The organism is [Clostridium] colinum (genome assembly GCF_940677205.1).
GTDB classification, from domain to species: Bacteria; Bacillota; Clostridia; order Lachnospirales; family CAG-274; genus Tyzzerella; species Tyzzerella colina.
The window spans coordinates 361,016-375,395 of sequence record NZ_OW712331.1 but is presented as its reverse complement, the minus strand read 5'-3'; the positions used below and the strand labels follow the sequence as shown (position 1 = coordinate 375,395).

The 14,380-nt window shown below is 30.1% G+C and carries 9 protein-coding genes, 6 tRNA genes and 1 rRNA gene; 3 read left to right on the top strand and 13 right to left on the bottom strand.

The genetic code is table 11. The features are described from left to right. Positions 1–60: 60 nt before the first annotated feature. The 7 genes from NBW53_RS01800 to NBW53_RS01770 form a co-directional block, all read right to left on the bottom strand. Complete coding sequence (locus NBW53_RS01800; protein WP_250278413.1) at positions 61–372, bottom strand: flagellar hook-basal body complex protein FliE; 312 nt, start codon at positions 370–372, stop codon at positions 61–63. Between the two features lie 23 nt (positions 373–395). After that, positions 396–845: a flagellar basal body rod protein FlgC gene (gene flgC, locus NBW53_RS01795; protein ID WP_250278412.1), complete on the bottom strand. Its 450-nt coding sequence runs from the start codon at positions 843–845 to the stop codon at positions 396–398. Positions 846–868: 23 nt separating this feature from the next. Further along, positions 869–1,249, bottom strand: a complete 381-nt coding sequence (gene flgB, locus NBW53_RS01790) for a flagellar basal body rod protein FlgB (RefSeq protein ID WP_250278411.1) — start codon at positions 1,247–1,249, stop codon at positions 869–871. Between the two features lie 291 nt (positions 1,250–1,540). After that, on the bottom strand, positions 1,541–2,128 hold the full coding sequence (locus NBW53_RS01785) for a dipicolinate synthase subunit B (protein ID WP_250278410.1): 588 nt from the start codon (positions 2,126–2,128) through the stop codon (positions 1,541–1,543). A 142-nt stretch (positions 2,129–2,270) separates the two neighbouring features. Further along, a tRNA-Leu gene (locus NBW53_RS01780) sits at positions 2,271–2,356 on the bottom strand. Between the two features lie 6 nt (positions 2,357–2,362). After that, a tRNA-Val gene (locus NBW53_RS01775) sits at positions 2,363–2,435 on the bottom strand. A gap of 5 nt (positions 2,436–2,440) precedes the next feature. Continuing rightward, positions 2,441–2,514, bottom strand: a tRNA-Asp gene (locus NBW53_RS01770). 155 nt (positions 2,515–2,669) lie between these two features. Between NBW53_RS01770 and NBW53_RS01765 the strand changes: the two genes are divergently transcribed. The 3 genes from NBW53_RS01765 to NBW53_RS01755 all read left to right on the top strand — a co-directional run bounded on the left by NBW53_RS01765 (position 2,670) and on the right by NBW53_RS01755 (position 6,667). Continuing rightward, entirely contained in the window at positions 2,670–4,250 is a 1,581-nt protein-coding gene (locus NBW53_RS01765; protein ID WP_250278409.1) for a CvpA family protein, read from the top strand. Between the two features lie 372 nt (positions 4,251–4,622). Continuing rightward, positions 4,623–5,687 carry an undecaprenyldiphospho-muramoylpentapeptide beta-N-acetylglucosaminyltransferase gene (locus tag NBW53_RS01760; RefSeq protein WP_250278408.1) on the top strand — a complete coding sequence of 355 codons (1,065 nt, stop codon included), beginning with the start codon at positions 4,623–4,625 and terminating at the stop codon, positions 5,685–5,687. Positions 5,688–5,752: 65 nt separating this feature from the next. Then, positions 5,753–6,667 (top strand): DUF368 domain-containing protein, encoded by a 915-nt coding sequence (locus NBW53_RS01755; protein WP_250278407.1) that lies wholly within the window; start codon positions 5,753–5,755, stop codon positions 6,665–6,667. Between the two features lie 622 nt (positions 6,668–7,289). On the opposite strand, the gene NBW53_RS01750 is transcribed toward NBW53_RS01755, so the two are convergent. The 6 genes from NBW53_RS01750 to NBW53_RS01725 all read right to left on the bottom strand — a co-directional run bounded on the left by NBW53_RS01750 (position 7,290) and on the right by NBW53_RS01725 (position 14,158). Then, entirely contained in the window at positions 7,290–9,932 is a 2,643-nt protein-coding gene (locus tag NBW53_RS01750) for an S-layer homology domain-containing protein (protein ID WP_250278406.1), read from the bottom strand. Positions 9,933–10,552: 620 nt separating this feature from the next. Continuing rightward, the gene (locus NBW53_RS01745; protein WP_250278405.1) at positions 10,553–10,849 is read right to left on the bottom strand and encodes a hypothetical protein; all 297 of its coding nucleotides are present in this window, start codon (positions 10,847–10,849) and stop codon (positions 10,553–10,555) included. Positions 10,850–10,897: 48 nt separating this feature from the next. Continuing rightward, positions 10,898–10,968, bottom strand: a tRNA-Cys gene (locus NBW53_RS01740). 5 nt (positions 10,969–10,973) lie between these two features. Then, positions 10,974–11,045, bottom strand: a tRNA-Glu gene (locus NBW53_RS01735). A gap of 8 nt (positions 11,046–11,053) precedes the next feature. After that, positions 11,054–11,125 (bottom strand) — tRNA-Asn (locus NBW53_RS01730). A gap of 134 nt (positions 11,126–11,259) precedes the next feature. Beyond that, a 23S ribosomal RNA gene (locus NBW53_RS01725) occupies positions 11,260–14,158 on the bottom strand. Between the last annotated feature and the right edge of the window lie 222 nt (positions 14,159–14,380).

The window sequence follows — 14,380 nt, the reverse complement described above, 5'->3', positions numbered from 1 at the left end:
AATTAATTAAAATATAGTATAAATTTTTACAAAATGTATATACTATAAATCTAATATTTATTAAATAGGTATCCTCATAATCTCTTGATAAGCATTTAATATCTTGCTAGTAACTTGTGATGTAAATTGTATAGCTGAGCCTGCTCTAGACTGCGCCATAATAAGACTTATCATATCATCCGATTTACCTGTTATAAAATCTATTTGTTTTTGCTCTACATCTTTTTGCATAACGTTTGTTTCTTCAATAAGATTTACTGCTTCATCAAAAAATTTTCCAAAACTATCTATCCTAGATGTTTGACTTTCATTATTTTCTGTATTAAATGTTAATGTTTTATTAAATGCTTGTATATTATTATCTATACGCATATTTATTTATCCCCCTAAAAATTTTACTGTCTTCCTATTTCTAAAGTTTTGTTTATCATTCCTTTAGTAATATTAACAGCTGTGATGTTTGCTTCATAAGCTCGATTTGCTGAAATCATATTTACCATTTCTTCTACTACATTGACATTAGGTTTTGTAACATAACCATTTTCATCTGCATCTGGGTGGCTAGGGTTATATTCTTTAGGACCTTCTGTGTTATCTTCTACTATTTTTTCTACTTTAACACCAGATAAGGTTTGGTTATTATTTAATTTTTTACTAAACATAGTTTTAAAACTGTTTTGACTACCATCTATTTCTCTAAATATAACTGTCTTTCTTTTATAAGGTCCCCCATCTGCTGTTCTTGTTGTATCTATATTAGCCATATTTTGACTTATAACGTCCATCCTAAGGCTCTGTGCTGTAAGTGCTGTTGTGCTTGTGTTTAAACTATCAAAAAATGACATATTTTATCCTCCTAAATTATATATTATTTAAACGTAGTATAAACAGAATTTGTTCTGCTAGAATTAGAAATAACACTATTTACTATTATATCATATTTTGCGGAATTTTTGTAAAAATTTATCATTTCAGTTTCTATATCAACGCTATTTTCATCAATAGTTGTGCTATTTTCTTTTGTGCTAAGGGTTATATTTTTCATTACATTTCCCATATGGTCTACACCTGTTTCTTTAGTCTTTGTTATAGCATCGGCTAAAACACCTTCAAAATTTACAGTTTTGGCTTTATAGTTTGGGGTATCTATATTTGCCATATTATTTAATATTACCTGATTTTTATATTGTGTAGCCTGCATAGCCGTTTCTAATATTCTATTTTGGTTAAATAATCTATCAAAAACCATAATCAACTCTCCTTTATCTTATATATTTTAACCTATTTTTTTAAAAAGTAAAGTTTTTTTAGACATATATATTTTGTAATATTTACATTTTTATTTTTTTCGACAATTTTAATGTATTTTTTAATTTTATTTTAGTATTAATTTATATATTTAAGTTTATAGTATTAATTTTAAATATATAAATATTGTGTATATTTTATGTTTTTTACTTTTTCTTATATTATTTTAAGTGTTTTTTATAAAACTATATTTTATTTTTTGTCGTATTATTACAAAAATAAAGTATAGCTTTTAGCTATACTCTTTCATTATTGGTTGTACTTGTTCTCCTTTTAATGCACTATAAATAGTTTCTGGTATTTTTTCAAAATGAGCTACAATAGATTTTGGTTTTTTTACATAATCATCTTGCCCAAATGGAACAAAATATATATTCTTTTTATTAATCATACCACCTATATTTTGCATATTAGCTCCTAATGCATCATTGGTAGATATTGCTATTATAACTGGTTTATTATTTCTTATATGAGCTTTACTAGCCATTAATACAGGTGTATCACATATTCCAGCGTTTAACTTAGCAAGAGTATTTCCAGTACAAGGTGCTATAACAAACACATCTAAATGGTTTTTAGGCCCTATAGGCTCTGCAGCTTCTATTGTTTTTATTACTTTATTACCTGTTATATTTTCTATTTCTTCTATAAAATCGTTTGCTTTTCCAAATCTCGTATCTATATTTTGAGAGTTAAAAGAAAAAACTGGATAGACATTAGCTTTTAATGATACTAATTCTTTTATTTGCTCAATAGTTTCTTTAAATGTACAAAAAGACCCTGTTAATGCGTAACCTATATTTACTCCTTCAAAATTCATTTTAACACCTCCATAGTTAATAATATGAATTTATTTAAAATAGGTTACTAAAATTAATAATTATTTAATATTTTAAGCTATAGTACATTTTTACAAAATTTTTAATCAAATAAAAAACCACCTTTAAGGTGGTTTGAAATACTGCCCGAGACCGGAATCGAACCGGTACGGGATTTAACTCCCGCAGGATTTTAAGTCCTGTGCGTCTGCCAGTTCCGCCACTCGGGCTCAGTATGGGAACAACAGGGCTCGAACCTGTGACCCCCTGCTTGTAAGGCAGGTGCTCTCCCAGCTGAGCTATGCTCCCACAAGCGACCCAAAAGGGGCTCGAACCCTCGACCTCTGGCGTGACAGGCCAGCGCTCTAACCAACTGAGCTATTGGGCCGTATGCTTAACTGCTAACGACAAAATAAATTATAATATAAACTTAAAAAAATGTCAACACTTTTTTTAAAATTTTTTTAAAAATTTTTTAAATTGACAAATATTATTAAATTAGCTACTATAATTATAAACTAATTAAAAAGGAAGTGGTTTATTATGAAAAGATTATCCTTAAAAATCTCTATTATTTTATGTTTTATTTTTTTAGCCTCTTTATTTTATTATATTTATCTACCTGTTATAAACATACATTCTTCTGATTTATGGATTTTTGTTATAGGTTTATTATTTATAGGTATTAGTATATATAAAATAGTAAAATTTAGAAATGCTAATCCAAAAATTATTAATTTTACTATATTTTTAGCTATATTGCTAGCTATTGTTTACGTAATAGGTCTCATACTTTCATCTCCTATTATAAGTGCAAAAAAATATCAATCTTTAATAAATATAAAAGATAGTAATTTTACACAAGATATAAAACAAATATCTTATGATGAGATACCCTTAGTAGATAAAGATACTGCTATAAATTTAGGCTCTAGAAAAATGGGAAGTATGGTAGATATGGTATCTCAATTTGAAGTAAATAATCTTTATACACAAATAAACTATAAATCTAAACCCACACGAGTTACTCCTCTTGACTATGGTAACATTTTTAAATGGTTGACAAATCGTAAAAATGGTATTCCAGCTTATATGATGATAGATATGGCAACTCAAGAAGTAAACCTTGTAAAGCTAGATAAAGGCATAAAATATTCTTTTTCTGAACCTTTAAATAGAAATGTAAATCGCTATCTTAGATTTAATTATCCAACTTACATATTTGATAAAATTAACTTTGAAATAGACGATAATGGTACTCCTTATTGGATATGTCCTGTTAAAACATACTCCATAGGTTTATTTGGTGGACCTATTTTAAAAAAAGTTATTTTATTAAATGCTATAACTGGAGAACTAAAAGAGTATAATATTAAAGATGTTCCTAATTGGGTAGACTCTGTTTATTCTGCCGACCTTTTAATATCTTACTATAATTATTATGGAATGTTAAAAAATGGATATCTAAACAGTATATTAGGGCAAAAAGGCTGTCTTAAAACAACAGAAGGATATAACTATATTGCATTAAATGATGATGTTTATGTTTATACTGGTGTAACCTCTGTTGGTGGAGATAAATCTAATGTTGGTTTTGTTCTTATGAACCAACGTACTGGTGAGGCCAAATATTATACTATCTCAGGTGCTCAAGAAACCTCTGCTATGGCTTCTGCAGAAGGTCAAGTACAAAATTTAGGATATAAAGCTACTTTCCCTATTTTATTAAATATTTCAAACCAACCTACTTACTTTATGTCATTAAAAGATGGAGCTGGACTTGTAAAAAAATATGCTATGGTTAATATAGAAAAATATCAAATAGTAGCTATTGGAGACACTGTTTCTGAATGTGAAAATAACTATATAGATTTACTTTATAAAAGTAATATAAGTGTAAATAATAATATAAAATCTAATAATATACAAGGTAAAATAACATACCTTAAAGAAATTATTATTGATGGTAATAGTTATATTTTTATAAAAATTGATAATAATGAAAAATATTTTGCAATACCTATCAAAGATAATTTAAATATTTTAAACTATAACTTAAATGATAATATTTCTTTAACATATGAAGAACAAAAAAATTATAATTTAATAAAAACAATTTCTTAATTATTTTTAATTATTAAAAAGTAATACAGACTGTAGACAAAATATTTTATGAGTAATTTTTTTATTTTTATGCTTTACATAAAAAGTTTATGCAAGGCATAAAAATTCTAATCACAATATGGGGCTTTGCCTTATATTGTGTAAAAAGCTAGATTTATAGTGGCTTTAGCCCTTATGCGAATAAATCAGTTTTTTTCATACAGCACCTCAAAAAAATAACAAGATTATTTTTTTGACAAGTTATAGACTTTGTCTACAACCTCAAGTAATAGCTAGTTATAATTTTTACTAAAATATTATAATTAACTATTACTTTTCATATAATATATCAATAATTTTTAAAATAAAATATATAATTATAGAGGTGATTTTTTGAAAAAAATAGTTTTAACTGGTGGGGGTACAGCCGGACACGTAAATCCAAATATTGCATTAATACCTTTTTTAAAAGAAAAAGGATATCATATAAGCTATATAGGGAGTAAAGATGGTATAGAAAAAACTCTTATTAAGCCTTTAGATATAGATTATTATGAAATATCTACTGGTAAACTTAGAAGATATTTAGATTTTAAAAATATTACAGATAGTTTTAGAGTAACAAAAGGAGTAACAGATGCCACATCTATTATAAAAAAAATTAAACCTAATATAATATTTTCTAAAGGTGGATTTGTTAGCGTTCCAGTTGTTATAGGTGGATATTTTAACAAAGTACCTATTATAATACATGAATCCGATATATCTCCAGGGCTTGCCAACAAAATATCTATACCTTTTGCAAAAAAAGTTTGTACTACTTTTCCAGAAGCATTAGAAAATATTCCTAAAAATAAAGCTATATTAACAGGAACTCCTATAAGAGTAGAACTTTTTGAAGGTTCTAAAGATCAAGGTCTAAAAATATGTAATTTTAAAAATAACAAACCTATTATTTTAGTTATGGGTGGGTCTTTAGGCTCTGTAAAAATTAATACTATTTTGAGAGAATGCTTAGATGTTCTTTTAAAAGATTTTAATATAATACATTTATGTGGTAAAAATAATGTAGATAGATCTATAAATAAAGAAGGATATTATCAAATAGAATATGCAACAGATGAATTAAAACATTTTTTAGCTGTTAGTAACCTTGTTGTATCAAGGGCTGGTTCTAATGCTATATGTGAATTTTTAGCATTAAAAAAACCTAATCTTTTAATACCTCTTTCTAAAAATGCAAGCAGAGGTGACCAAATATTAAATGCTAATTCTTTCAAAAAACAAGGTTTTAGTAATGTTTTATACGAAGAAGATTTATCAAAAGATAGCCTTATAGAAAATATAAATATTTTATCAAAACAACAAACTGTTCATATAAACACTATGAATTCATCTTCTTTAAATAATTCTATCGATAAAATTTTAAATGAAATAGATATTTTATGCAAATCTTGATTTTTTTTATAAATTATATATAATTATAAATGATGTATACAAAATAAATTTTAAGGAGACATAAAATGAATAGTTTTTTAAACTTATTTTTAAAAGGAATTTTTGTTGGTGTAGCAAATATTATTCCTGGCGTTAGTGGTGGAACAATAGCTGTTGTACTTAGAATATTTGACCAAATGATAGATGCTATAAATAACTTTTTTAAAAATCCTAAAAAGCATATAAAATTTTTAATACCATTATTTTTAGGAGCTAGTGTTGGTATATTAATATTTAGTAAAATAATAGAAGTTTGCTTAGCTAAAGAATCTTTACCTACTAGTATGTTTTTTGTAGGGCTTGTTGTTGGTAGCATACCCCTTATTATTAAACATGCAAAAACAAAACCAGTTAAGCCTATATATTATTTAGCTAGTTTAATAAGTTTTTCAATAGTCGTTTTTATATCTTTTATAAAAGAACCTTCGGCTACTTCTGTAGATATAGTTATTACTACTCCGTGGCTTATAAAAATATTTATATATTGTATGATATCTAGTGCTGCTATGGTTGTTCCTGGTATAAGTGGCTCATTTGTTATGGTTTTATTAGGTATTTATAATGTTATATTAACATCTATTAGTGGACTTATTAATGTAATAATAACTGGTATAGAAATTATGTCTACAAATAGTTTTTTTGCTGGTATAAAATACATAGTAACTTCTAATGTATTTATTACTCTTTTTGTTGGAGGTCTTGGGATAGTTATTGGTGTTATACTAATATCTAAACTTATAGCATTTTTATTAGAAAAAGCTTTTTCTGTAACATATTTTACTATTTTAGGACTTATATTTGGTTCTATTTTTTCAATTTTTAAAGACCCTATGACATATAGTAGTTATGATAATAATATACCTATTTTAAGTATTGTATTTTCTATTATAATGGCTATAATCGGGTTTATTATAGCTTTTAAATTAAGTAAAGATGAATAAATAAAAATAAAGTAAATAGATCTTTTAAAAAAATTATAATAACAATTAAAAAAGAGCATATTCAATCAAAATACGATATATGCTCTTTTTTATACTATATTCAAAATTAATAATTTTTTTATTTTATTAGATTAAATTTTACTCTAATATAGCAATGTTAATTATAATTATAAACAACTATTTTATAAATATGTTTATTATTTTTAATCTTCTATGTATTATTAATAAAATATGAATATTATCCTATCACTTGTATACTTATTAACACTATTTTTAAGTTTAAAAAATATATTCTTTTAAAAGTATAATTATAAATATTAAAAAAGATTTTTTATAATAACTATGTATAAAGGTATAAAATATTATTAGACTCAACTTTAATAATACTTATTAATAAAATTGCCAAAATATTTGTTGTATAGCTAAAAAATTGACTAATTGATTTTAAATATTATTAACTAGCATATTCTAAAAATTTTAAATATTTTATACACCATAATATTAGTTTCATAATTGTAATAAAAATTCTTATAATTAATATAATTTTATACTAATCAAAACTTAGTAAATAAGTCAAAATAAAAAGAGACTTAAAAGCCTCTTTTTATTTTTTTAATTTATATTATTTATTAGCTGTTTTTAAAACATCATATAATTTAGACATTATAGTAGCCATTTCTGCTCTAGTAACAGGAGCAGTAGGATTTAATTTACCATTATTTCCAGATATAATACCTGAGTTAACTAATATAGCTACACTTTCTTTTGCATAAGATGATACTTTATTTACATCATTAAATTTATTTAATACACTTATATCTGTATTAACATTTAAATCTAATGATTTTAATATTTGTGATATCATAACCATTGTATCTTGTCTAGATATTACACTTTCTGGTTTAAACATACCGTTAGAACCATTTACTATACCATACGTAGATGCTGTTCCTACATATGGTGCATAATATGCTGAAGGATTAACATCTATAAATTTATTGTTAGCTTGTGGTTGTAATCCTAAAAGATTAACTAACATAATTGTAACATCGGCACGTTTTGTTTGTCCATTAGGATTAAAACTTCCATTTGCACCGTTTATAACACCTGCTTTAGATAATTTATCAATATGAGCTTTTGCCCAATGATTAGCAGATATATCTCCAAATGTTTTAGCTTCACCTTCTACGCTAGGTAATTTGATAGTATCTAATGTAAGTTTTTTATCTTCTACAACTGTTTGATTATTTCCTGTATTAGTATTATTGTTTGTTGTAGTACTTGAATTATTATCTTTATCGCCTGTAACACCTACGTTAGCTCCACTACCGCTACTACTGATACTACCTCCACCACTTGTTGAGCTTGTTGTAGTTTCTTTATTTTCACTTTTTACTGTTAAAGTAATTCCTTTTTTAGTTTCAAGCATTTTATCTCCGCTATCTTTAAGCTCTTTAACATTTCCTTCAAAATCAATTGTATAGCTACCTTCTTCTATAGGATTTGATAAAGTAAGGATTATTGTTTTCTTATCTGTTCCTACTTTGTATTCTGTTATTTTTGTTGTTGTATTTTTATTTGTTCTTGTTGATTTTTTAGTTAATGTAAATGCATTTTGTTCCTTATTAGAAGTAAATTCTTGTAATTCTTCACTTATTTGAAGAGTTATAGTTTTATCTCCTTTTTTAGCTTCTAAAGTTGTTGTTGTTATTGTAGGAGCTACGTTTGGTACTGGTTTAACAGTTTCAGATTGCTTATCACCTGAAGATACTGTTACATTTTGTGTTGTACCTGAATTATTAATAACTTTTTCTATTTGTTTTTCATCTGTATGAGCATTTGTTTTTATTTCACTTAAATTTTTACTACCTGAAAGTGCATTTGGATCAATAGTTAAAGGTTGTTTATTATTTTTATCTGCACCTAAATATATAGTTGTAAGTTTTTCATTATTTGCAAATGCTTTTGATTCTACTACACTAACATGTGGTAAATCTACTTTTGTTAAGTTTGTATCTGCAAAAGCATTTTCTTCTACTTTAGCAACAACTGGTAGATAAAGTTTTTCAAGTGAAATTTCTGAAATTTCTTTATTACCTTCAAAAGCTTTTGCAGCAACAGTTCTTACATTACCTGTTATTCCTTTTAATTCTTCATTAGTTATGCCACTTATAGGTTTTTCTCCATCACCTAATTGTGTAATTGCATAATCTTCACTATTTATTGTAACTTTATCACCTTTAAAAATTGCTTGTGCTCCTATAACTTGTGCTTCTCCACTTCTATTGTTTTTTTCTTCTTTACCTTTAAATTCTACTAAAGCAACTTGTTTTCCTAAACTCTCTGAATCTTTAAGTATTTTAAATGTATATTCACCTTTATCATCTTTTATAGCTTTTACTAAACAATTTTCTGGATTTTCTGGTAATTCTGTTCTAACTACAACTTTTGGTGCATTTGTTTTAAGTCTTTCTACTAAACTCTGCCAATTTGCATTACTTGGTAATTCTATTGTTATTCTTGCATTTGTAGTACCAATAGCTTTTACTAATTCATCTTCTGTTATTTGTGTTGTATCTTCTGTTCCATAATTTGTAATTTTAATAACTAAATTAGATGATGCTTGTAAATTTAATGAATTTTCACCAATTTTTGTTACTGTACTTGGTATTTCCATTACTTTAAAAGGTGACACAATTGAAAGCCCTTCTAATGCTTTATCAGCAATCACCTTAACATCTTTAAAAGGTGTTTGAAAATTATTAACCATAATGTTCCATTTACTATTCGTATCTTTAATTTTATCCTTAATAGTTATAGTATATTCAGATAATCCATCTTTTCCATTACCTATTTGAGTAACTGTACATTTTACTGGTTCTTTTACTTCTCTAGCTTTTTCTTCTCCAGGAGTTATTGTTAACTCTGATCCATCTTCTAATAATACCCCTACATAAGGTATTTTAGTACCATCTGCTGTTCCTTCTCCTTTGCCATTACCTCTTGATTTTATTTTACCTACAAATGAAATTTCTTGTGCTTCGTTATTTTTTTCTAAAACTTGAAATAAATATCCTTCTTTTGTAATTATAAAATCATCTTTATTTAAATTTATATCACTTGGATTATTTATAATATTTTTTTCCTCTGCCTTTACTATAGCTATATTATTTCCAACTCCACTTAAAGCAGTACCACAACCCATAGTAACAGTCATACCAATAACCATAGCTTTAACTGCTGTTTTTGATAAATTTTTTTTCATATATTTTACCTCCAAAAAAATACAATTATATTCATCTTTACTTTATTTCTATTATAAATTTTTATTATTTAAAAGTCAATATAAAATATTATAAAAAAGTTTGATATTACTTGCTTTATATAATATAGAAATTTTAGTATAAATCATATATAATTAATTTTTTTATTTTATAACTTTAGCTCTCATTATTTTATATAACATTCTTAATATTTTATCTATATATAATTTTATATTTTCATATATTTTTCATAATAATATGTATTTTTAGATCTCTACTTTATTTTATACAATTAATATATTTTTATATCTTTTACTCATCAAAATTAGTGATAAATTTAAAAAATTTATCACTATAATTAAATTATAATTTAATTTATAAATTTATTGATATTTTTATTTTTATCACTAAATACAGTATACAAAAATTTAAAAAAATATATAGACCCATTTATAGGTAGTCAGAGTAATTAGACAAAAAATAGCCACTTTTAGTGGCAGTCAATAAAGTATTATAATTGTCAGATCATTCAATGTCTATTTAGAGGCTTACAACAAATTCCTTATAAAGCTAATAAACCACCCTTTTAATGGGTAGTTTTGATTATAATATATTTTATTTATTAGTTTATACCTAAAATTTCACGATCAACAGGATCTTTTATAAGATCTTTTAGTAAATTTTTAGATGCTTGTTTAATAAATTCATCTATATTTAACTTGTTTTCTCCTTTACTTTCATTTATATATAAATCTCTTTTTATATTTTCATTTGTATACCTAATTCTTTCTTCCATTATTGATTTGTCTTTTTCAGCAATTTCAAATTCAATAGGTAAATACCTAGTATTTGCAAATATATTAACACTACTTAATACTACACTGCTACCAATAATAATACTTAAAATAATTTTTTTCATAAACCCCTCCACAAACAAATCTCTCATTAATTTAATAAAAACACTCAAAGGCGACACCCAGATTCGAACTGGGGATCAGGGAGTTGCAGTCCCATGCCTTACCGCTTGGCTATATCGCCATCAATGACCCGTAGGGGAATCGAACCCCTGTTTTAGCCGTGAAAGGGCCACGTCTTAACCGCTTGACCAACGGGCCTTAAAAAGCTCCCCGAGTAGGATTCGAACCTACGACCTATCGGTTAACAGCCGAGTGCTCTACCGCTGAGCTATCGAGGATTATTACTTACTAAAATAGTATATCACATTTTTTATACTTTTGCAAGCTATTTTTTAATTTTTTTCAATTTTTCAATATTTACATAAAAAATAATAACAAACACAAACCAAACTAAAAGAATTAAACAAAATCATTGGACAAGCACTCGACCATTAGTACCTATCAGCTGAATACGTTACCGTACTTACACCTTAGGCCTATCAACCTCGTCGTCTTCAAGGGGTCTTACTTGCACTAGGCAATGGAAATCTAGTCTTGAGGTTGGCTTCACGCTTAGATGCCTTCAGCGTTTATCCTTTCCAAACTTGGCTACTCTGCCGTGGCATTGGTTACCAACAGATACACCAGCGGTTCGTCCATCCCGGTCCTCTCGTACTAAGGACAGCTCCTCTCAAATTTCCTACGCCCACAACGGATAGGGACCGAACTGTCTCACGACGTTCTGAACCCAGCTCGCGTACCGCTTTAATGGGCGAACAGCCCAACCCTTGGGACCTACTTCAGCCCCAGGATGCGATGAGCCGACATCGAGGTGCCAAACCTCCCCGTCGATGTGAACTCTTGGGGGAGATAAGCCTGTTATCCCCAGGGTAGCTTTTATCCGTTAAGCGATGGCACTCCCACTTGTTACCACCGGATCACTAAGTCCTACTTTCGTACCTGCTCGAACCGTCGCTCTCGCAGTCAAGCCTTCTTCTGCCTTTACACTCTTTGAATGGTTTCCAATCATTCTGAGAAGACCTTTGAGCGCCTCCGTTACTCTTTCGGAGGCGACCGCCCCAGTCAAACTGCCCGCCTAACAATGTCCCTCTTCTGGATCACAGAAGCAGGTTAGAAATCCAATACTACAAGAGAGGTATCCCAACATCGACTCCACCAATACTGGCGTACTGGCTTCTCAGTCTCCCTCCTATCCTGTACATGTAATACCGAATCCCAATATTAAGCTGCAGTAAAGCTCCATGGGGTCTTTCCGTCCTGTTGCGGGTAACCAGTATCTTCACTGGTTCTTCAATTTCACCGGGCGTGTTGTCGAGACAGTGCTCAAATCGTTACACCTTTCGTGCGGGTCAGAACTTACCTGACAAGGAATTTCGCTACCTTAGGACCGTTATAGTTACGGCCGCCGTTTACTGGGGCTTGAATTCAAAGCTTCGGATTGCTCCTAACCTCTCCTTTTGACCTTCCAGCACCGGGCAGGTGTCAGCCCCTATACTTCACCTTTCGGTTTAGCAGAGACCTGTGTTTTTGCTAAACAGTCGCTTGAGCCTCTTCTCTGTGGCCTACTCTCGTAGGCTCCCCTTCTCCCTAAGTTACGGGGTCATTTTGCCGAGTTCCTTAACAACACTTCTCCCGTCGGTCTGTGGATTTTCTCCTCGTCTACCTGTGTCGGTTTGCGGTACGGGTACTAATAACACTATAGCGGCTTTTCTTGACAGTGTGGATTCAGAAACTTCGCTACTTTTCTTCACTCCCTATCACACTTCACCTTTAGATATGTGATTTGCATCATATCCACAGCTTTGTGCTTAGCCGAGTATTTCCTTTCCTCGGTTTTCCTATCCTCCTGTGTCCCCACAGTTCTGATTATTAGTAGTACAGGAATTTAAACCTGTTATCCATCGACTACGTCTTTCGACCTCGCCTTAGGTCCCGACTTACCCAGAGCAGATCAGCTTTACTCTGGAAACCTTAGACATTCGACCTATATGATTCTCACATATATCTCGCTACTCATTCCGGCATTCTCTCTTCTGCTTCGTCCACCATTCCTTTCAGTTTGGCTTCATCCTTGCAGATTGCTCCTCTACCAATTGTACATTCGTACAATTCCGTAGCTTCGGTGGTGTGTTTTAGCCCCGGACATTTTCGGCGCAAAAACTCTCGACTAGTGAGCTGTTACGCACTCTTTAAATGAGTGGCTGCTTCTAAGCCAACATCCTAGTTGTCTTCGAATTCTCACATCCTTTTCCACTTAACACACACTTTGGGACCTTAGCTGTCGGTCTGGGCTCTTTCCCTTTTGACTATGAAACTTATCTCACATAGTCTGACTCCTGTGCATCATCTTTCTGGCATTCTTAGTTTGATATGATTTGGTAACCCGCGAAGGCCCCGCACCAATTCAGTGCTTTACCTCCAGTAGATTAACACAAGGCTAGCCCTAAAGCTATTTCGAGGAGAACCAGCTATCTCCGGGTTCGATTGGAATTTCTCCGCTATCCACAAGTCATCTCAACCTTTTTCAACAGATACGAGTTCGGTCCTCCATTACCTTTTACGGTAACTTCAACCTGCTCATGGATAGGTCACCCGGTTTCGGGTCTACACCTACAAACTTGTCGCCCTTTTCAGACTTGGTTTCCCTTCGGCTTCTTAGCTTCTTACTAATTAACCTCGCTTGCAAATGTAACTCGCCGGACCGTTCTACAAAAAGTACGCAGTTGTTACTATTGTAACTCCCACTGTTTGTAAACAAAGGGTTTCAGGTTCTTTTTCACTCCCCTCCCGGGGTTCTTTTCACCTTTCCTTCACAGTACTATTTCACTATCGGTCATCAAGGAATATTTAGGCTTGGGGGGTGGTCCCCCCGGCTTCCCACAGGGTTTCTCGTGTCCCGTGGTACTCTGGATTCTGCCTCCTGACTCCAAATTTCGTCTACTGGACTTTCACCTTCTTTGGTTTGCTTTCCCAAAACAATTCGACTATTCTTTGTCAATGGATTATGCAGTCCTCAACCCCGACAAGCACGCTCGTCGGTTTGGCCTTCTTCCCTTTCGCTCGCCGCTACTTAGGAAATCGATTTTTCTTTCTCTTCCTGTTGCTACTTAGATGTTTCAGTTCACAACGTTCCCCCTACATACCTATTTATTCAGTATGCAGTAACAGAGCTTTTCTCTGCTAGGTTTCCCCATTCGGATATCCACGAGTCGCTGACTGTTTGCGTCTCTTCGTGGCTTTTCGCAGCTTTCTACGTCCTTCTTCGGTTCTTGATGCCAAGGCATTCACCCTTTGCTCTTATTAGCTTGACCTTTCGGTTTCTTTATTTATTCACCGAGATATTGTTTAAATCTTTTTTCGGAAAAACTTTTATTTCTTGCTTTTACCTCTTAAACATTTTTGTCTGGCTCACGATATCGTTTTCTCAAACTTTATCGCGTTGTGTTTGTTATTTAATTTTCAATGTACAATATATGTGAGTGTGTATATAATTTTACTTTGTAAAATTAATACGTTTTAAACACTCAAAACTA